Here is an 18,852-nt window from a genome sequence, read left to right as displayed (position 1 = left end):
CGCGGGGGTCGCCGGGCCGCGGGGTCGCAGGCAGGACCCGCACCCGGACAGCCCCCAGGCGGTGAGATCCCCGGTCAGGACGCCTCGGCCGCATTCAGCAGATCGAGCGTGGTCTGCTGGCAGCCGTACCCGGTCGCACCGGTCCAGGGACCGTTCCAGTGCGGCCCGTACATATCGAGCACGTTCCGGTCCTTGGCGTACGCCGCGTCGGCCCAGCGGTCGAGGGCGGCGTTGTAGGGGTGGTCGCTCAACTGGACGTTGAGCTTGCCGAGGCCCCGGGCGTAGGCACCCCGGAAGGAGGGGCCGTCGCCGGTGCAGCCGTCGGACTCGCCGGGCTCGCGCAGCACGCCGCCGGTCTCCAGCTTGGTCGTGGAGGCGCCGGCCAGCGTGCGGGCCGTGGTCAGCAGACCGCTGTCGCCGGTGGCCCGGTACAGCTCGGTCAGTCCGCCGAGCACGACACCCTGGTTGTACGTCCAGGTGGGCTGGCCGTTGTTGGCGCAGGAGTCGGTGAGACCGTCGTTGATCATGTGATCGGCGTTGATCATGCCGCTGGCCTGGAACCACGACCACTCGGACCTGGCCCGGCCCAGATAGACGGTGTCGCCGGGGACGCGGTTGTGCAGAGCCGCGTTGAGCTGGAGGAAGAGCTCGTTGGTGATGGCGTTCTTATACGTCATGGTCTGGTTCCAGAGCACACCGCCGCCGCAAGCGCTCGTCCAGTACGCGAACATGTGGTCGGCGTCGGCCCGCGCGGTGTTGAGGTAGCGGCTGTCGCCGGTCGCGTCGAAGGCGTCCACCCAGGCCAGGCCCCACCAACCGGTGTCGTCCAGGTAGTCGTTGGTGAAGCTCCCGCCCTGTGCGTTGATGTTCTTGTCGTACGTCGAGGCGATGGCGTATTTGTAGCTCGGCATACCGCTGATCCGCGCGTTGTCGATGACAGCGGTCAGCGCGTTGGCGCCGGTCCACCAGCCGTTGCCGCCGAACAGGCCGGTGGTGCGGTCGAACGACATCATCAGCGCGGTCGCCGCGGCCGTACTGCGGCTCCACGCGTTCCAGTCCGACCGGGCCCACGCCGTACAGGCGATCTCGACGCGGTCGCCCGCCTTGCCGCAGGCGCGGAGCGCGCCGACGCCCGCGGTGTTCCAGTCGTCGACGTTGTACATGAGGGTGCGCCAGCCGGTGGAGCCGGCCGGGACGGTCGTGTCGCCGAGTTTGCTGCCCGAGGACCAGGTGGCGCCGCCGTCGAAGGAGCGGTCCAGCCATACCTCGTCGCCCGGAGAGCCGTGGTCGATCGAGGCCCAGCCCATGGCATCGTTGTCATCTATGTGCAGGCTGATCGTGCGGGAGTAGATCGACGCGCTCACCGGCACCCGCTCGCCCGGCGCGGCCGCCGGATCGCGCGCGTCGCAGTACTTGTTGCACAGCGCCGCAGCGGCGTGCGCGACCGTCACGGCCGGCAGTAGCACGAGGAACAGGCTGGGCACTATCGCCAGCGCGGTCCAGATTCTGCGGGGCCGGAACCTGCGGGTCAACAACATCCGGGCCTTCCCTTCGGGCTTTCGAGCACGGCAGGTCCACGTGTCGGAGCCGGGGGCGGGGGCGCGGCACCGGGCTCCACGCTCTGATTATCAGGGGCATGTCAACACCATCAGGTCAGGGACGCCGGTACGCCCAGAGCCGACGGCTCGGGTGGAAGTACGCGACGGCAGCTCGTTTCCGGTCCGGCGGTCCGAGGAGATGCCGGCCCGCGCGGATCGCCGACGACCGGATCCCTCGGACCACGCGGCTGAGCCCGGCGTCCTGCCCCGTCCCGATCCCCGCCTCCGTCCCGATCTTCGGGCTGGAGTGCGCCGTTCCCGACGATCACCCGCTGCCGGCGACCGGTCGGGGGCGCCGAGCCGACGGGGAGGGCTGCTACGAGGCGGCGGGGTCGTCCAGGGCGTCGGAGGCGCGCAGGAGGCGGAGGAACGCCTTGAGACCGGTGATGATCTCCTGATTGTCGGTCAGGCGGTTGACGGTTGCCTCGAACTGCCGGCCCAGAGCGGTGATCTTGCGGTCGGCGTCAGCCGCGCGGGCGTAGACGGAGGTGCCGAGGGCGTCCAGGTTCCGACGGATTTCGGCAAGGGCCTGGTAGTGCTCCTCGGCCTTGTCCTCCAGCACCCTGGTGCCGCTCTGGACGCTGTCGAGGCGGGTTCGCAGCTCCAGGACGTCGTCGCGGGGGAAGGTGACGTCCTTGAGGAGGGTGGTCAGACGGCGGCGGAGCTGGGCGAAGTAGGCGCCGGCCGGGCGGAAGACCGTGCTGAACAGGAAGAATCCGGCGAACCAGTAGTCGGCGCCGCGTCCGGTCAGGACCGCCGTCACCGCGACCGCGCCCGCGGTGACGACATGGCCCGCGACGGCGGTGCGCAGCATGAGACGGGCGATCCGGGCCGCCTCGGCGTCGCGCGTCGCCGGTATGTCGAGCCCCTTGGTACGGCTGGTGGCGATCTCGGCCAGCACGGTGTGCGCCCGGAAGTACAGGTTCCACGGCACAGTGAGCAGGAGCAGCAGCCACCCCAGACTCAACACGCCGACCGCCGCGGTCAGGACCACCGGCAGCGGCGCGCCCGCGGCGTGGACCAGCGCGAGCGCTCCCGCCGTCGCCGCCAACGTCAGCACCATCCCGGTGAACTTGCCCATGCCGTCCCCGCCTTTGACCGATCGGCCGCTTTCCGTCCATCGTCCTGCCCCGACCGCGCCGCGGCATGGGTACGGCTACTCAAGCCGCGGTACGACCGCGGGCTCATCTCTGCCGGGCGCGCGGGACCGTTCACCGCACCGCACCGGCCCAGGCCGGCCCGGAGCGACAGGCGGCGGGTCAGCGGTGCCGCCGGGGCGGCGAGGTCTGTCACCTTTCACCGGCCCCGGGCGTGCATTCGATGAACAGCGGAATCCGGGCGGGCGCGACGGGCGAAGAACACCTGTCACCTTTCACCGCCGCCGGACGTGAACGAGGTAAGAGCGAGCTCGCGGCGCCGGTCGCGGTTCACACGATATTTCCCCCGCGGGCGTGCGCTCGGCCGCGCGGGCATCAACTATTCGTCGAGACGAGCAGGAGGGATCGCCATGACGGCAATTATCGTCGCGAGCGGTACGGGGCGTCTGCGCCGGCAGGGTTCCAGCGGTTGTCAGCGGCGGCCAGCTCGCGGACGGCGGGAGCCGACAGGGATCGGCCGGGTGGAGCCCGCACGGACGGGTCAGGTCGAGCACGGGGATCGGTTGGCGAGCTGCGGACCGGCAGGTATCCGGGGTCCGATGGCGTCCAGGCAGCTGCCGAGGCGGTCGGCGGCGGTGGGCGAGGGCAAGGCCGAGGAAGCTGTCGGGGCGGACCAGAGGGAGCGCTCGCGCGGAGAGACCAGAAGCTGGGCGAGGAGGAGGCGGTGGACACCTGCACACGGTTCGTCGTACACGGCGTTTCGGGTCGCCCGGTCCGTGAGAGGGGTGCCGGCCGTGCGCCCCGGGGCCCGGATGGGGGCTCCGGAGCGCAGGACGGGCTGCGCCCACTACCGCGGCCCCACCGCTTACTGCCGGTAGGTGTTGCGGGTGTACGTGAGACTGAGCGGGGCGGTGTCGGCGAAGTACTGGGAGATCAGGTAGGCGGGGTCGGTGGCGATGGTTCCGGCCTGCAGGTCGCTGCCGTCGTTGGTGTCATCCCAGGCCCAGGGGGCGTGGGCGGCGTTGTCCTGGCCGTTGTCACCGGCGAGGGTGCCCCAACTGTGGTAGGTCTCGGCGTTGTTGCGGCGGCTCCACAGGCCGTCGCCGCTGAAGATGTCGACCAACTGGTACGAGGCGTTGCGGTCGTTGCCCCCGGTCGGCACGGTGCCTGCGCTCCGGCTCGGGTAGTACACGATGCCGTCGCCGCCCGGGAAGCCGCCGCCGTCCCAGGCGTAGGCACCGTGCCCGCGGTCCTCCTGGAAGCTGGTGGGGTGCTGGGCGCCGTCGTAGGTCTGGAGGATCAGGTCGCCGTCGATGTTCTCCCGGCCGTCGGTGTACGGACTGCCCGGCGCAACGTAGGAGTAGAAGTTGTCGTGTGCGAGGGTGACGACGGCCCGCAGGGCGCCGTAGGTGCTGCCGTCCTGGTGGACGACCTCCACCTGCCCCTCTATGTCGTTTTCGTGGGAGAAGATGTTGAGCGGATAGTCCTTCCAGTCCCGGGGGTGGAAGAAGGCATACGTCAGGTACCAGTCGGTGCTGGTCTCCACGATCGAGTAGTAGACGGTGCCGGTGAGGTGGGCGGTGTTGGCGTCGAGGTCGTCCCAGTTGTTCAGGGTCTTCCAGTCGCCGTCGTAGTTCACCGGTGCGAGGTAGTCGGCGGTGTAGTACGCGGACGAGGTGTCCTGGTAGTGGATCGGGGCCCAGCGGTACGCGAGATCGGCGTCGCCGACCGTGGCGCGGGGCTGCGCCTGGGCTGGCGAGCCCAGTAGGGCAACGGCGGACACCAGCGTGGTGGCGAGTACGGCGAGTACGGTTCGCCGGATTGGCATGAGCACCTCCGAAGGGGACCTGCCAGGACGCTAAGGGAGCGGGACCCCGGGATGCGACAGCCGTCGGAACTGTTCACCAGGCTCTCAGCGCCGCGTCCCCGGCCTTCAGCCGCCCTTCGGCGCGCGTTGGCTTGACACCCCCCGGGCCCCGGTCTGCGGGCCGCCCGCCGGAGGAACCGCCTCGGGGCTGCCCGCCGACGAGGCCGACCGGGGCAAAGCCGCCGTTGGTCGGGCAGCGGACAGCGGGCGTAGCCGGGGACGCGGGCCCGGCGGGGCCCGGCGGGGCCCGGCGGGGCCCGAAGAGGGTTGCGGGTTCACCCGAATGGTTTCGTGTGGAGGTCGCAGGGCGGGGGAGGACCCAGGGTGGAGTCCATGTGGCCTCACAGGGTGAAGGCGGTGCCGGCTGTGGTGGCGGTGGCGTGCCTGGTGACCTGTTCCGCCCCGGAACACCAGGCACGGGAGGCGCCGCGCAGCCGGATGGTGCTGCACGTGGCCTCGCTGCGGCCCGTCGTGATCGGACGGGCGGCGTGGCACGCCGACGAGAAGGCGGTGCCGCGCAAGCCGCTGTACGACGACTCCGTGCGGGCGGTCTTCATCCACCACACGGACAACCCCAACGACTACGACTGCGCGGCCGACGTACCCGCCATGCTGCAGGCGATGGAGGACCGGCACATCCACGACCTGAAGTGGGACGACCTCGGGTACAACTTCGTCGTCGACCGGTGCGGCCACATCTACGAGGGGCGGGCCGGCGGGGTCGACCGGGCGGTGCGGGGCGCGCACGCGGAGGGGTTCAACGCGCACACCGTCGGCATAGCCGCACTCGGCAGCTTCGGGCCGGGCCAGCGGGTGCCGCACGCCATGCTGCAGGCCATCGCCGCGATAGCCGCCTGGAAGCTGGCGCCGGGCGAGGACCCCGGGGGCCGGGTGCGGCTGGTGTCCAGCAACAGCGAGAGCCGCTTTCCCAAAGGGAAGACCGTGGAACTGAACGTGGTGTCCGGGCACCGCGACGTGTTCGAGACGACCTGCCCGGGTGAGGCGCTGTACGACGAGCTGCCGTGGATCCGGCGGACCGCGGCCGAGCTGCGGCGGCACGCGACCTGGGCGGGGTGACGGCGGGGTGACGGCGGGGTGACGGCGGGGTCCCGGATCCCGGCATGCGATACCTCGGCGGGCGATACCTCGGCGGGCGGTGGGGAGCGGGAAGGGGGCAGCGGACAGAGAGACGGCCCAGACGGCGGCGGGCGGGGCGGTACCAGCGGGAAGAACCCGTGTGCGTACGGGACGTGGACTTCGGGAAGACCGAAGGGATCGGGCGGCAGAAGAGCCCGCGGGGCAACAACGGCCTACGCCCCGCGTTCACTTCGGGCCCGGTAGGAGCAACCCGCCACCCGCACGGCACCGTTCGACCCTTTCGTCCCCGTCTCGAATGAAGGGACCGTGCCTTGTCCGCCGTCACCACGCCCTCCGACCAGACCACCGACCCCGCCGGCCGCGTCGAACTCGCCGACGGATCCGTCCCGAGCGGCCCGTACGCCAACCGCGACCTGCTGCCCGTACCGGTGGCCCAACGACGCTGGACCACCTACAACTTCGCCGCCCTGTGGGTCGGCATGGCCCACAACATCGCGTCCTGGACGCTCGCTTCGGGCCTCATCGCCCTCGGCATGGACTGGAAGCAGGCGATCCTGACGATCGCCGCGGCCAATCTCGTCGTGCTGGTGCCCATGCTGCTGACCGGTCACGCCGGTCCCAAGTACGGCATCCCGTTCCCGGTGTTCGCACGTGCCGCCTTCGGGATCCGCGGGGCGAACCTGCCCGCGCTGGTGCGTGCCGCCGTGGCCTGCGTCTGGTTCGGCATCCAGACCTGGATCGGCGGCTCGGCCATCTTCCTGCTGGCCGGCAGACTCCTCGGCGACTGGTGGTCGGGGGCCGGGCACATCGGCGAGTTCCCATGGACCCAGTGGCTGTCGTTCCTGCTCTTCTGGGCGCTCCAGATCGGCATCATCGTGCGGGGGATGGAGACCGTACGGCGTTTCGAGAACTGGGCGGCGCCCTTCGTCATCGCCGGCGCGGTGGCCCTGCTGATCTGGATGAGCGTGAAGGCCGGCGGCTTCGGCCCGCTGCTCGACCAACCGTCCAAGCTGGGCTGGGGCAGGGGCTTCTGGAAGGTCTTCTTCCCGAGCCTGATGGGCATGATCGGCTTCTGGTCCACTCTGTCGCTGAACATCCCGGACTTCACCCGGTACGCCGCCACCCAACGCGCCCAGTTGTGGGGGCAGTCGCTGGGACTGCCCACCACGATGACCGCTTTCGCGCTGCTGTCGGTGCTGGTGACCTCCGGGTCGCAGGCGGTGTACGGCACGGCGATCTGGGACCCGGTCGCGCTGGCGGCCAAGCTGGACGACTGGGCCGCGCTCCTGTTCGCCCTCGTGACAGTGCTGATCGCCACCCTGTCGGTGAACATCGCGGCCAACACGGTCTCTCCGGCGTTCGACCTGTCCAACATGGCGCCGCGCCGGATCAGTTTCCGCGCCGGGGCGCTGATCACGGCGGGCGTCGGCGTCGTCATCTTCCCCTGGAAGCTGCTGTCCAGCCCCGAGGCGTACATCTACACCTGGCTCGGCACGGTCGCCGGTCTGCTGGGCACAGTCGCGGGCGTGCTCATCGCCGACTACTGGGTGATCCGCCGCACCCGGCTCGACCTCGCCGACCTCTACCGGCACGGGGGCCGCTACTGGTACGACGCCGGGTGGAACTGGCGGGCGGTCCTCGCGTTCGCCGTGGGCGGCGTCCTGGCCGTCGGCGGCTCCTACTCCGCCGCGAGCTCGGGTCCCTTCCCCGCCGACGGTCTGATCCCCTTCCTCAAGCCGCTGGCCGACTACGGCTGGGCCGTCGGCCTCGCCACCTCCCTCGTCCTCCACACCGCCCTGACCCGCCTCCTCCCGCCCCGCGAGGACCCGGCCCGCCAGGACTGAGCCCGCCAGGACGCTGAGTCCCGCGTGGGTGCGGGCCCCGGGCGGCGCCGGGGCCCGCGCCACCGCCGTGAGGCGACCGCCGACGGCCGCCCCGCCCGCGGGGGCCGTGGCCAGCCACGCTCAGGCGTAGAAGTCGCGCTGCCAGCGGTGGGCGGCAAGGGTGGCGAGCACGCCAGGGAAGAGGGAGCCGCCGGCGCTGACCGCGGTGTTGCGGTCGACGTTGCGGGCGCTGCGCGATGCCGGGGATGACGGTGGAGACGGTCGCGGCGGAGAGGACGAAGCGCAGGGCGGTCTCGGGGAGGTCCTCGGGGGTGATGCCGAGGTCGGCGGTGAGGGCGCCGACGCGCTGTTCGACCTGGGCGGGCCGGTCGCCGCTGAAGTAGCGGTTGCGGAAGTCCCCTTCGGGAAAGGTGGTGCCGGCGGTGATCCGGCCGGTCAGACCGCCCTCGTCGAGCGCGACCCGGACGGTGACGCCGACGCCGTGCTCCTGGCAGGCGGGGAAGAGGTTCTCGGCGGGCGCCTGGTCGAAGATGTTGTAGATCACCTGCACGGTATCCACGACTCCGCTGCGGATGAGCGCGAGCGCGTTGTCCGGCTGGTCGTCGTTGATGGAGACGCCGAACAGGCGGATTCTCCCCTGGGCCTTGAGGTCGGCGACGGTCTCCAGCCAGTCGCCGCGGCCGACCCACTCGTCGCTTCACACATGGAACTGGAGCACGTCGAAGTGGTCCAGCCCGCTGGCGCGCAGGCTGGTCTCCAGGCTCTGCCGGATGTGCGCGCCGGGGAAGGTGTCGGCGGGATCGAGGCCGTCGGGGGCGGGCCATCTGCCGTTCTTCGGCGGGACCTTGGTGGCGACCAGGATATCGTCGCCGGCCCGTTCGCGGACCACCCGGCCCACGATGCGCTCGCTCTCGCCGTAACCGCGGGCGGTGTCGATGAAGCTGACGCCAAGGTCGACGGCCCGGTTCAGGGCACGTACGGACTCCTCCTCGGTGGCGCCGACCCACGCGGCCTCGCCGATGCCCCAGGCCCGTAGCCGATCTCCGACACCGACACCGACACCGACAGCCCGCTGCTTCCCAGTTCGCGGTAGCGCACAGTCGTCCTCCTTCTCTCCGCCCGGGTGTCCGCCCGGCTCACCGTCCGGGGACGGCCGGGGACGGCCGGTTCCGACCGGTTCCGGTCCGTCTGGGAAGGGCCAGGCCACGGGGTCGGCCCGGCACGGCCCCGCGGCGGCGCGGCTCAGCCCGACCACGCCCTCCGCGCGGCCCCGCGGCCCGGCCCGACGGCCCTCCGCGCGGCCCCGCGCCCCACGCCCCCGCGCCTCCGCGCCCCACGGCTGCGCAGGTCAGCTCAACAGCCCGTCCAGGAACGGGTTCCCGAAGACGTGGTGCGGGTCCAGCCGGTCCAGGGTGGCGACCGCCTCGTCCCATCCCGGGCCGCCGCCCGCACGAAGGGCGGCCGGAATGACCGTACCCAGCACGTCGGGGTCCGCCCAGGCGGCGGTGTCGGTGTAGGCCCACCCCTTCGACCACTCCACGCGCACGGCGGCGCGCGGCCCCTCCAGCTCTGTCAGCAGGAACTGCTCGATGTCCCGGTAGAAGCCGTGCAGTCCCGGCGTCGTCGGCAGGGAGAGGATGTCGATCCACACCGCGGTGTCGAAGTCGGGCCGGTCGGCGCGCGGGCGCAGCGCGGACAGCAGCGGCGGGCGGGCGCCGGGCACACCGCTGACCGCCGGGTCCTCCAGGCCGGTCACCCGGATCTCCACCTGGCCGTTGACCGGGAACTCGCCGCGCGCCGCGTATGTGTCGAGCAGGTCGGAGTAGTACGTCGCGAACCGGTTGACCACCCACTGCAGGTCGGCCCGGCTGGTGAGGACCGCGTAGCCGTTGGCGGTCTCGCGCAGCGTGGTCGGGCGGATGTACTCCAGCAGGTTCCGGGAGGCGCCCCACAGGTCCGACCGCAGCCCGCCCGCCAGCAGGTGTGTGAGGACGTCGCCGGTCAGCACGTCGCGGATCAGCGTGCCGGACAGCAGCACGTCGGTGATGTCGCCGGTCAGCGCGACCTTGGCGAGCAGGTACTGGACCTGTCCGAACAGCGGCGCACTCCCCCACGCGCCGGCGATCAGGTCGCCCGCCAACTGGGCCACCGGCTCGGGGATGTTGTCCGAGAAGGGGTAGTTGTACGGGCCGGAGACCGCGCGGGAGGGCAGCGGCCGGTTCGGGGTGACGCGCCACGTCTTCAGCCACGGCTTGTCGGTGAAGGCGAACCAGATCGCCTCCGCCCGGCCGGTGGCGTCCACGAAGTCGGCGAGGGTGCGCGCGGCGGCGGGGCCGCCGGGCGCGGCGAACAGTTCGGTCGCCGGGATGTCCAGGTAGGACACGCAGCGCAGGTTGCTGTCGGCGCCCACCCGCAAAACCGCCTCGGTGACGAACGCGCGGCCGAGGTGGGTGAGCAGCGCGGCGCAGTCGGGGTCGTCGCGGCCGACGGTCCGCAGTACGTAGGCGCCGGCGGCGGCGTCCCAGACGACGGCGGTCAGTTCGGTGACGAGGTTGCTGAGCGAGCCGTAGCCGTGGCCCGCGGCCGGGGTCTCGCCGACGGCCGGTGCGGCGGTGCCGTGCGCGCCGATCGCGAGGGCCCCGCCCACCGAGAGGTCGCCCGGCGCGGGTGCGGAGGTGACGCCGTATCCGCCGCCGCCCGCGAAGGCGAGCAGCGCCTCCAGGGAGGCGCCGGCCTGCGCCCGTACCAGGGCCGTACCGTCCGCCGGCTGCGCCGCGAAGGACAGCGCGGTCAGGTGCGCGGTGGTGTCCAGCAGGATCACCTGGGTGGCGGCGGGTGTGGCGGCGGCGACCGTCAGGGGCGCCCAGCCGTGCCGCTGCCCCTGGGCGCGGGCCGTCCAACCGGCGCCGTAGGCCCAGTTGACGACGTCGAGCACGTCCTGCGGGGTGCGCGGGGCGCAGGTCCACAGCTGGTCGGTACGGATCTCGCCGGCCCAGTTCTCGTAGACCCGCTGGAAGAGGTCGGGGCCGGCGGGGAAGCCGGGCGGGGCCGGTGACTGCGCGGAGGCGCTGTCGGGGCGGACCACGCCCCTGAGCAGCCACGCGGCGCCGCCGGCGGCGGCCGACGCGGCCAGCATCCGCCGTCGCGACATGCCGCCGCCCGGGTGTAAGAGATGGTCGTCGGCCATCGCGCGCCCTCCCTGTCCGGCCGGCGGACCGGCCCCGGTCACGCACGCACGCTACACAGCCCGGACGGCGTCGCGGGGCGGATCAGGTGAAGTCGGTGCGGTTGAAGTAGGCCCGAACGGACGGGAGTCGGATCCGTGCGGCCGAAGTCCACCCGACGAGTCCACCCGGGAAGTCCGCTTGGGAAGGCGGGAGTGGAACTGGCGGCCGAAGTCCGCCTCAGGGCACGGCGGTTGGGCGGACCGTCCGAAACCGGCCCGAGCGGGCGGCGTCGGCCTTCCATGGCCGGACCGCGCTCCAGCGCACCGGAGTCCGACCGGCGGCCGGGCCGGGCCGGGCCCCAGAGCCGGCCGGGGGTCAGGCCGCCAGGGTGGCCATCAGGTGCCGGACGGTCTGCGGCAGCACCGTACGCAGCCCCGTGACATCGGCGAGTGCGGGCGTCTTCGGCGAACCGTCGGCGTTCAGCGGCGCCTTGCCGACGCCGCCCCACACGTTCGCGGCGTCCACCCCGATCGAGACGACGGCGCCGCCGTGCAGGACGCTCAGCATCTCGTGGGTGGTGCCGGTGGCGCAGGAGGCGAGGTCGTCGAGGCCGGGGTGGGCCCTGGTCGTGACGCCGTACCCGGGCAGCGAGTACCCGCCGTCGGTCTCCAGAGGCGTCGGCGCGACCGGCGACTCGTGGTAGGCGTCCACGAACTCGGGCCGGGGGTCGGTCTTCTTGTGCAGGTCGACGGTGATTTGGACGAGGTACGAGGTGACCCAGCCGTCGCCGGCCGGCAGTTCGGAGGTCGGCTCGCACTCCAGGTGGTCCAGGGCCGGTTCCTTGCGCAGCAGGGGGGAGTTGCGCTCGAAGCCGCCGGAGGTCACCGCGTCGGTGAGGGGTTCCAGGTTCACGCGGCCGCACACGCCGCCGGAGAGGTGGTATCCGTGCACGCCGGGGGGCGTGGCGCGGCCGTATCCGGTGGCGGGCAGGACGCCCGCCCACACGGCCGAGGCCGCGACGACACCGCCGAGCGCACACAGCCACGGGCGGCGCCGCGCGGATCCGCCGACCGCCGGCCGCCGGCCGGTCGTCGCCACCGCCGTAGCCGTGGCCGTCGCCGTCGCCGTGGCCACCGCCGTCGCCACCGCCGTCGCCGTCGCCGTGGCCACCGCCGTCGCCACCGCCGTGGCCGTCGCCGTGGCCGTCGCCGTGGCCGTGGCTCAGCAGGTCCGCGGGCCGATCCGGACCGGACTCGTCCGACGTCTCCGGCTCCGTTGTCACACTGGCCTCCGCCGTCACCGTCGCGCACACCGTACGGCCCGCCGGAAGGGCCTCATAGAGCGCCGCCGGGTTTCCCGGACCGGCGGCGCGGGCGGCCGCGCACCCGGTACGCCGGTGCACGACGGCTCCCGTCCATGCGTACAATTGAAGAGTTCTTCAATTCATTGGTTGCCAAGATGGCGACGTGTACGGGGTGGGGAGGTCGGGGTGAGCGGGTTCGCCGAGGTGATGCGGGAGCGGGTGCGCCGGGCGCGGGCCGCGCTCGCCGCCGCCGAGGAGGCCGGGGACGCGTACGCGGCGGCCGTCGCCGCCGACGAGTTGGACGACGCGCTCCGGCTGGCGCGGGCGAACGGCGTCGACGACGAACCGGTGGCGGACGGGGAGGGTGCGTGACGCCCGGGGCGGCCGCACCGGGCGGCGGGTCGCCGCCCCTGTACGAGGCGAAGGCGGAGTTCTTCCGGATGCTGGGGCACCCGGTGCGGATCCGGGTACTCGAGCTGCTGCAGGAGGGGCCGACGCCGGTACGGGAGCTGCTGGCGGCCACCGGTGTCGAGTCGTCCAGCCTGTCCCACCAGCTCGCGGTGCTGCGCCGGTCCGGCATCGTCACCGCCACCCGCGAGGCGTCCACCGTGGTCTACGCGCTGGCCGGCTGCGACGTGGCCGACCTGATGCGGGCCGCCCGCCGCATCCTCACCGAACTGCCGGCCGGCCGGCGCGAACCACCGGCGGAGCTGCGCGCCGCGCGGCCCGCGGCGGCCCGGTCGTGAGGCGGCGCGCCGCTGCGGCCGGCGGCGGGACACGGGACCGGCGGCTGCCGGGACCTCGTCCTGCCGCCGAGCCCCCGGCGCCCGGGTCAATGCCGGCCCGGCACCATGTGGCGGGTCTCGGCCCGGCGGGACCGCCGCGCCCGCCGACCCCCGTGAGCCCCGTGACCGCCGCACTCCCCGCGACCTCCGCGACCCTCCGCGACCCTCCGCGACCCTCCGCGACCCTCCGCGACCCTCCGCGACCCTCCGACGATGGGACCCCGCCCGATGACCGACGGCACCGCCGCCCAGCCCGCCCCCACTCCGCCGCCGGCCGGGTCACCCTCGCCGGCCGCCACCACCGCCCCCTCGCCACCGGCGCCGGCCGCCACCACCGCGCCCGCGCCCGCCTCCGCCAACCGCGGCGCGGGCAGCGAGAGGTACAAGGAGCGGGGGGTGGTCCTGCGGGTGCTGATCTACGTCGTCGCCGGCCACCTGTTCGCCGGTTTCCTGTGGCTGCTGTTCTACCTGGGCGCCCACTCCCACTGACCACGACCACTGACCACTCCCGCCGCCCACTGCCACCGGGCCACCCCCACCGGGCCACCCCCACCGAGCCGTACCCGTCCCGGGCGAAGGCACCGGCGACCGGGGCCCGGGTGCCGCACCGGCGGCGGCGCGGGCCGGGGGCCGGGCGTCCTGGCACTGCCGGTACCAGGCACGGCCGGCCTGCGACGGTGCACAGTGGGGGTATGGCGACCGCGGAGTTCGGACAGACGGTACGGCGCTGGCGCGACCGGGTCCCTCCGGAGGCGGCCGGCCTGCCCACCGGCGGCCATCGGCGCGCGGCCGGGCTGCGCCGTGAGGAGCTGGCCCTGCTGGCCGGGATCTCGGTCGACTACATCACCCGGCTCGAACAGGGCCGGGCGACCAACCCGTCGGAGCAGGTCGTCGAGGCGCTGGGCCGGGCGCTGCGGCTGTCCGGGGCCGAACGCGAGCACCTGTTCCGGGTCGCGGGGCTGGTGCCGCCGGGCCGGGACACGGTGCCCGCCCGTATCACGCCGAGCGTCCAGCGGCTGCTGGACCGGCTGACCGGGACGCCCGTCGCGGTCTTCGACGCGGCGTGGACCCTGCTGCTGGCCAACCCGCTGTACGCGGCGCTGATGGGCGATCCGTCCGGGTGGCGCGGCAACGAGCGCAACGCGGCGTGGCGGATGCTCCTCGGTCCGGGCACCCGGGTCCGGCACACGCCGGAGGCCCGCCGCGCGTTGGAGGCGGGACTCGTCGCGGACCTGAGGGAGACCGCGACCCGGTACCCGGCCGACCAGCGGCTGCGGCGGCTGATCGCGGAGCTGCGGGCGAGCAGCGAGCGGGTCGCCGAGCTGTGGGACTCGGGGGCGGTGGGCCGGCACGAAGCGTCGCGCAAGACCGTCGACCACCCGCAGGTGGGTACCGTGACGCTGGACTGCGACGTCCTCAGCGTCACGGCCGACGACCTGCGCATCATGGTCTACACCGCCGAGCCCGGCACGCGGGACGCCGAACGGCTCGCGCTCCTGGCCGTGCTCGGTACCCAGGCACTCGCGGAACGCCCGCCCGCCCGCCGCCACGGCTAGCTAGGGCCTGTCGGATGGATCTCCGCTGGTCAAGCAGCGGGGTCCGGTGCGTGCGAGGCCGAGGCGGGGGCGTTGTCGTGTGTCGCCGACCGGCGGGAACGCGGCAGGCGTGCGTACCGGGGCCCGCGACGCCGCGACGACCCACCCGGCAGGCCCCGGCCGGGACGGCACGCTCGGGACGGAACGGGAGCAGGACAGGCGGGGCCGGGGCAGCCGTCCGGTACGCGCCGGGCCGGGCCGCCGCCCGCCGCGTACCGGCCGCCGGAATCAGATCGTCGAGGTGTCGATCACGAAGCGGTACCGCACGTCGCTGGCGATCACCCGCTCGTACGCCTCGTTGATCTGCTCGGCGCTGATCAGCTCGATCTCGGCGCCGAAGCCGTGCTCGGCGCAGAAGTCCAGCATCTCCTGGGTCTCGGCTATGCCGCCGATCGGCGAGCCCGCCAGGGTCCGGCGGCCGGAGATCAGCGAGAACATGTTGAGCGAGTTGGGCTCCTCGGGGGCGCCGACGTTCACGAACGCGCCGTCCACCGTGAGCAGCCGCAGATACGCGTCCATCGGCAGCGGCGAGGAGACGGTCGACAGGATGAGGTCGAAGGTCGACCGCAGTTCGGTGAAGGTGGCCGGGTCGCTGGTGGCGTAGTAGTGGTCGGCGCCCAGCCGCAGGCCGTCGTCCTTCTTGCGCAGCGACTGGCTCAGCACGGTCACCTCGGCGCCCAGTTCGTGCGCGAACCTGACCGCCATGTGGCCGAGCCCGCCCAGGCCGACGACGGCGACCTTCTTGCCGGGGCCCGCCTTCCAGTGCCGCAGCGGCGAGTACGTGGTGATGCCCGCGCACAGCAGCGGCGCCGCGACGTCCAGGCCGAGCGCGGCGGGGATGCGCACGGCGTAGTTCTCGTCCACCACCAGCGCGGTCGAGTAGCCGCCGTACGTCGGGTCGCCGTTCTTGTCGAAGCCGTTGTACGTCGCGGTGGTGCCGTTCTCGCAGAACTGCTCCAGGCCCCGGCGGCAGTACTCGCACTCCCGGCAGGAGTCCACGAAGCAGCCGACACCGACGTGGTCGCCCACCGCGTACCGGCTGACGGCGGAGCCGACCTCGCTGACGACGCCGGCGATCTCGTGGCCCGGCACCATCGGGAAGGTGGCCTCGCCCCATCCCTCGCGGGCCTGGTGGATGTCGGAGTGGCAGATGCCCGCGTACTTGATGTCGATCAGGATGTCGTTCGGGCCGACCGCGCGCCGCGCGATCGTGGTCCGCTCCAGCGGAGCCTTGGGCGCGGGGGCGGCGTATGCGGGGACAGCGGAAAGGCTGGTCATCCCGGTGTTTCTCCTCGAGGACTCGTCGGATCCTGCGGCGCGGGCGGCGGCCCGCGGCCAACGGGACAAGGCCGCCGGTGGTGGAACCATTCCCGGTGGCCGGCCGTTTGACCGAACTGCGCACCCCTGTCGGCCGGTTCGGACAGACCGGGTGGATGAAGCTGCTGCTGGAGATCACCGGTGCCGAGCGGCCCGACGTCGAGCTGGACGGCCTGCACCGCACACTGCGGTCGGACGCCGCGGTGCCCCAGACGATGACCAGGGCCGCGTACCGCCCCTTGTAGGCGCGGATGTGCCGGCCCACCTGGCTGCGCAGCGAGGCGGCGGTGGCCGACGAGCCCGACAGCAGGGCGGGCGCGTCGCCGCGGATGTCGAAGCGCTCGCCGTGCGGGTCGATGCCCGGCGGGGCGGTCCGGGTTGGCGAGGGGGTCCGCGACGGCGAGGGGGTCTGCGACGGCGAGGGGGTCTGCGACGGCGAGGGGGTCTGCGACGGCGAGGGGACGGCGGTGGTGGCGGGACGCGGAGCGCGGGCGGCGGGGACGGGGAGGGCGCCGGGGCGCGGGGCGGTGTGCCGACGAGCACGAGGGTGTCGGCGATGGAGTCCATCCCCTCCCGCATGGTGCTCACCGCGGCGTGGATGCCGCTGCCCAACTCGGCCAGTGACGCCAGCAGTTCGCGTTCAGCGGCGCGGTCGCCGTACATGCCGTCGCGTTCGGCGGCGGCGCGGGCCCTGATCAGGTCGAGCAGTTGGGCCATCGGCGCCGAGACCTCCTCGTACGCGGCCTGCACGTCCTCGCGCAGCGAGGTGGCGAGGGCGAGCACGGCCTGGTCGTACGCCCAGCCGATCCGCTCGGCGCCCTCGGCCGCGGACTCCTCCAGCGCCACGGGCAGCGCCTTGACCGTGCTCTCCAACCGGCCCACGGACGCGACGAGTTCGTTGCCCGCCTGCTCCAACGCGGCACCGGCCGACTCCACCAGCCGTCCGAGCGCGCCGCCGGCCGCGTCCAGCGTGGTCACGCCGTGCCGCACGGCCAGTTCGCTGCGCTCGCCGGCCTCCTGCGCCGCGTCGGTCAGGGTCTGCGCCGACTGCCGTGCGGCGCACCCGCACCCGCGACGAACGCCCCGGGGCCGGTGTACGCGGCCACCAGGTCCGTCCCCGCCCAGTCCGCGAGCCCGTCCCGCGAGCGCACCGGGGCCGCCAGCTCCTCCAGCGCCGGCCGGTGCACGCCCAGCCGGGGATCGGCCGCCAGCAGCTCGACGAAGTCAGCGAGCGCGGCCGGATCACGCGCGGTGGGCGTCACGTCGGGCAGCCTCCGCGCCGGAGCCCGGCCGGGGCCCTGGCCCCGCGTACCGGCCCGGTGCCACGGCAGCCCGGACGTCCGTCTCCCGCCCATGGTCCCCCCAAGGTCGCGCGAGCGGTCAGCGTCCCTGTCCCCCCGGACACGGCACGCAGCCCCCCGCGGGCTGTCGGCGACAGTCCGCTCTGGACACCCATGAGGCCAGAAAGGCAGGCAAGGAGCACCTGCATCGAACAAAAACCCTTACCCGGTATCGCGGGACAACCTTGCCCATACCAGCGCCGCCGCACCGTACGATCCGGACGTTTCGGCCGGATCGGGCCGGGCACCCGCAAGGACGGGGCCGGTGGGACTGCTGTGGCGTTCGGCCCCGGTGAGGGGCCGGGCGGCACCCGCGCCGGCCCCGGGCGGGCCGCGGACGGAACCCGCCCGGGATCCGGCCGGGACCCGACCAGGCCGCCGGCAGGACCCGGATCAGAACCCGGACCCGGATCAGGACCCGGATCAGGACCCGGATCAGGAACCGGATCAGGAACCGGATCAGGACGGCAACCAAAGCCGGGCAAGGCCCGGACAGGACCCAGGCAAGGGAGTGGCGAGATGAAAGCCGTGGTGTACAACGGTCCCTTCGACGTATCGGTGGAGGATGTCCCCGAGCCCCGGACGGAACAGGCGAACGACGCGGTCGTCCGGATCACCACCACCAACATCTGCGGTTCCGACCTGCACATGTACGAGGGCCGGACGTCGGTGGAGCGCGGCAAGATCCTCGGGCACGAGAACATGGGGATCGTCGAGGAGGTCGGGCCCGGCGTCACCCGGATCAAGGTCGGGGACCGGGTCTCGGTGCCGTTCAACATCGCCTGCGGCTCGTGCCGCAACTGCCTGGACGGGTGGACCGCCTTCTGTATGCGGACCAACCCCGCCGAGGGCGTCGACGGAGCCGCGTACGGCTACGCCGGCATGGGCCCGTACGACGGCGGCCAGGCGGAGCTGCTGCGGGTCCCGTACGCGGACTTCAACCTGCTGGAGCTGCCGCCCGGGGACGGCGACGAACAGGACTTCGCGATGCTCTCCGACATCTTCCCCACCGGCTGGCACGGCACCGTGCTCGCCGGTCAGCGGGCCGGCGACCGGGTCGCGGTGTTCGGCGCCGGCCCGGTCGGGCTGATGGCCGCGCACAGCGCGCTGATCCGCGGCGCCTCGCAGGTCTTCGTCGTCGACAAGGAGCCCGGCCGGCTGGCGCTGGCCGAGACGATCGGGGCCACCCCGGTCGACTTCTCGCAGGCCGACCCGGTCGAGCAGATCCTCGACGCCACCGACGGGCGCGGCGCGGACTGCGGTGTGGAGGCGGTCGGCTACCAGGCCCACGACAGCTCCGGCCAGGAGCACCCCGAGCTGGTGCTGGACAACCTCGTCAGCTCGGTCCGCAGCACCGGCGGGATCGGTGTGGTCGGCGTCTACCTGCCCGAGGACCCCGAGGCGGCCGACGAGAACGCCCGGCAGGGCCGGATCGCCTTCGACTTCGGCACCTACTTCGCCAAGGGCCAGCGGATGGGTACCGGCCAGTGCCCGGTGCTGCGCTACAACCGCCGGCTGCGCGACCTGGTGATCGAGGGGAAGGCCCGGCCGTCCTTCCTGGTCTCCCAAGAACTCGGCCTGCACGAGGCGGCCGACGGCTACCGCCACTTCGACAAGCGCGACGCGGGCTGGACCAAGGTCCTGCTGCATCCCTGAGCGCGTCGTCCCGCCGCGGGCCGGCCGCCGGTGGCCGGCCCGCGGCGGCGTGTCCGAAAGCAGGATGTCCGAAAGACGGATGTCCGAAAACGGGATGTCCGAAAACGGTGTTGCCCAACGATCACCCCCCTGGCGAGACTCGGCACTGCCACCCGGCAGCTTCTCCCGGACCAGGTCTTTCCGAG

At 73.2% G+C, this 18,852-nt stretch carries 15 protein-coding genes and 1 pseudogene; 8 read left to right on the top strand and 8 right to left on the bottom strand.

The window, feature by feature from the left end:
• Nucleotides 1-74: 74 nt before the first annotated feature.
• From RLT57_RS15635 to RLT57_RS15625, 3 genes are all read right to left on the bottom strand, one after another.
• Nucleotides 75-1,538: a glycoside hydrolase family 76 protein gene (locus RLT57_RS15635; protein WP_311298008.1), complete on the bottom strand. Its 1,464-nt coding sequence runs from the start codon at nucleotides 1,536-1,538 to the stop codon at nucleotides 75-77.
• A gap of 376 nt (nucleotides 1,539-1,914) precedes the next feature.
• Nucleotides 1,915-2,679, bottom strand: a complete 765-nt coding sequence (locus RLT57_RS15630; RefSeq protein WP_311298007.1) for a hypothetical protein — start codon at nucleotides 2,677-2,679, stop codon at nucleotides 1,915-1,917.
• 881 nt (nucleotides 2,680-3,560) lie between these two features.
• Nucleotides 3,561-4,523: a hypothetical protein gene (locus RLT57_RS15625; protein WP_311298006.1), complete on the bottom strand. Its 963-nt coding sequence runs from the start codon at nucleotides 4,521-4,523 to the stop codon at nucleotides 3,561-3,563.
• Nucleotides 4,524-4,895: 372 nt separating this feature from the next.
• Between RLT57_RS15625 and RLT57_RS15620 the strand changes: the two genes are divergently transcribed.
• On the top strand, nucleotides 4,896-5,639 hold the full coding sequence (locus RLT57_RS15620) for an N-acetylmuramoyl-L-alanine amidase (RefSeq protein WP_311298005.1): 744 nt from the start codon (nucleotides 4,896-4,898) through the stop codon (nucleotides 5,637-5,639).
• 332 nt (nucleotides 5,640-5,971) lie between these two features.
• The gene (locus RLT57_RS15615) at nucleotides 5,972-7,504 is read left to right on the top strand and encodes an NCS1 family nucleobase:cation symporter-1 (protein ID WP_311298004.1); all 1,533 of its coding nucleotides are present in this window, start codon (nucleotides 5,972-5,974) and stop codon (nucleotides 7,502-7,504) included.
• 120 nt (nucleotides 7,505-7,624) lie between these two features.
• On the opposite strand, the pseudogene RLT57_RS15610 reads toward RLT57_RS15615, so the two are convergent.
• The 3 genes and pseudogenes from RLT57_RS15610 to RLT57_RS33700 all read right to left on the bottom strand — a co-directional run bounded on the left by RLT57_RS15610 (nucleotide 7,625) and on the right by RLT57_RS33700 (nucleotide 11,841).
• Nucleotides 7,625-8,602 (bottom strand): annotated as a pseudogene (locus RLT57_RS15610) (aldo/keto reductase).
• A 250-nt stretch (nucleotides 8,603-8,852) separates the two neighbouring features.
• Nucleotides 8,853-10,691, bottom strand: coding sequence for a cholesterol oxidase substrate-binding domain-containing protein (locus RLT57_RS15605; protein ID WP_311298003.1), 1,839 nt, complete (start codon nucleotides 10,689-10,691; stop codon nucleotides 8,853-8,855).
• A 355-nt stretch (nucleotides 10,692-11,046) separates the two neighbouring features.
• Entirely contained in the window at nucleotides 11,047-11,841 is a 795-nt protein-coding gene (locus RLT57_RS33700) for a hypothetical protein (RefSeq protein ID WP_311298002.1), read from the bottom strand.
• Between the two features lie 319 nt (nucleotides 11,842-12,160).
• On the opposite strand from RLT57_RS33700, the gene RLT57_RS15595 reads away from it, so the two are divergent.
• The 4 genes from RLT57_RS15595 to RLT57_RS15580 all read left to right on the top strand — a co-directional run bounded on the left by RLT57_RS15595 (nucleotide 12,161) and on the right by RLT57_RS15580 (nucleotide 14,315).
• Nucleotides 12,161-12,346, top strand: a complete 186-nt coding sequence (locus tag RLT57_RS15595; protein ID WP_311298001.1) for a hypothetical protein — start codon at nucleotides 12,161-12,163, stop codon at nucleotides 12,344-12,346.
• On the top strand, nucleotides 12,343-12,720 hold the full coding sequence (locus RLT57_RS15590; RefSeq protein WP_311298000.1) for an ArsR/SmtB family transcription factor: 378 nt from the start codon (nucleotides 12,343-12,345) through the stop codon (nucleotides 12,718-12,720). Before RLT57_RS15595 ends, RLT57_RS15590 begins: the two co-directional genes overlap by 4 nt.
• A 267-nt stretch (nucleotides 12,721-12,987) precedes the next feature.
• Nucleotides 12,988-13,248, top strand: a complete 261-nt coding sequence (locus tag RLT57_RS15585; protein WP_311297999.1) for a DUF6126 family protein — start codon at nucleotides 12,988-12,990, stop codon at nucleotides 13,246-13,248.
• A gap of 203 nt (nucleotides 13,249-13,451) precedes the next feature.
• Nucleotides 13,452-14,315: a helix-turn-helix transcriptional regulator gene (locus tag RLT57_RS15580; protein ID WP_311297998.1), complete on the top strand. Its 864-nt coding sequence runs from the start codon at nucleotides 13,452-13,454 to the stop codon at nucleotides 14,313-14,315.
• A gap of 267 nt (nucleotides 14,316-14,582) precedes the next feature.
• Here RLT57_RS15580 and RLT57_RS15575 read toward each other — a convergent pair whose 3' ends face one another.
• Nucleotides 14,583-15,632: an NAD(P)-dependent alcohol dehydrogenase gene (locus RLT57_RS15575; RefSeq protein ID WP_311297997.1), complete on the bottom strand. Its 1,050-nt coding sequence runs from the start codon at nucleotides 15,630-15,632 to the stop codon at nucleotides 14,583-14,585.
• A gap of 77 nt (nucleotides 15,633-15,709) precedes the next feature.
• Between RLT57_RS15575 and RLT57_RS15570 the strand changes: the two genes are divergently transcribed.
• Nucleotides 15,710-15,916: a hypothetical protein gene (locus RLT57_RS15570; RefSeq protein ID WP_311297996.1), complete on the top strand. Its 207-nt coding sequence runs from the start codon at nucleotides 15,710-15,712 to the stop codon at nucleotides 15,914-15,916.
• Nucleotides 15,917-16,702: 786 nt separating this feature from the next.
• Here the strand turns inward: RLT57_RS15570 and RLT57_RS15565 are convergent.
• Entirely contained in the window at nucleotides 16,703-16,933 is a 231-nt protein-coding gene (locus tag RLT57_RS15565) for a hypothetical protein (RefSeq protein WP_311297995.1), read from the bottom strand.
• Nucleotides 16,934-17,530: 597 nt separating this feature from the next.
• On the opposite strand from RLT57_RS15565, the gene RLT57_RS15560 reads away from it, so the two are divergent.
• Nucleotides 17,531-18,667: a glutathione-independent formaldehyde dehydrogenase gene (locus tag RLT57_RS15560; RefSeq protein WP_311297994.1), complete on the top strand. Its 1,137-nt coding sequence runs from the start codon at nucleotides 17,531-17,533 to the stop codon at nucleotides 18,665-18,667.
• The last annotated feature ends 185 nt before the right edge of the window (nucleotides 18,668-18,852 follow it).

Origin of the sequence: Streptomyces sp. ITFR-21 (genome assembly GCF_031844685.1) — a bacterium.
In the GTDB taxonomy this organism is placed as follows: Bacteria; Actinomycetota; Actinomycetes; order Streptomycetales; family Streptomycetaceae; genus Actinacidiphila.
This window is presented reverse-complemented; position numbering and strand designations above follow the sequence as displayed.

What these genes read in the sequence shown, in the direction of transcription:
- RLT57_RS15575 (WP_311297997.1), bottom strand. Translation starts at nt 15,632, where the DNA reads ATGACCAGCCTTTCCGCTGTCCCCGCATACGCCGCCCCCGCGCCCAAG.
- RLT57_RS15620 (WP_311298005.1), top strand. Translation starts at nt 4,896, where the DNA reads ATGTGGCCTCACAGGGTGAAGGCGGTGCCGGCTGTGGTGGCGGTGGCG.
- RLT57_RS15625 (WP_311298006.1), bottom strand. Translation starts at nt 4,523, where the DNA reads ATGCCAATCCGGCGAACCGTACTCGCCGTACTCGCCACCACGCTGGTG.
- RLT57_RS15605 (WP_311298003.1), bottom strand. Translation starts at nt 10,691, where the DNA reads ATGGCCGACGACCATCTCTTACACCCGGGCGGCGGCATGTCGCGACGG.
- RLT57_RS15630 (WP_311298007.1), bottom strand. Translation starts at nt 2,679, where the DNA reads ATGGGCAAGTTCACCGGGATGGTGCTGACGTTGGCGGCGACGGCGGGA.
- RLT57_RS15635 (WP_311298008.1), bottom strand. Translation starts at nt 1,538, where the DNA reads ATGTTGTTGACCCGCAGGTTCCGGCCCCGCAGAATCTGGACCGCGCTG.
- RLT57_RS15580 (WP_311297998.1), top strand. Translation starts at nt 13,452, where the DNA reads ATGGCGACCGCGGAGTTCGGACAGACGGTACGGCGCTGGCGCGACCGG.
- RLT57_RS15585 (WP_311297999.1), top strand. Translation starts at nt 12,988, where the DNA reads ATGACCGACGGCACCGCCGCCCAGCCCGCCCCCACTCCGCCGCCGGCC.
- RLT57_RS15560 (WP_311297994.1), top strand. Translation starts at nt 17,531, where the DNA reads ATGAAAGCCGTGGTGTACAACGGTCCCTTCGACGTATCGGTGGAGGAT.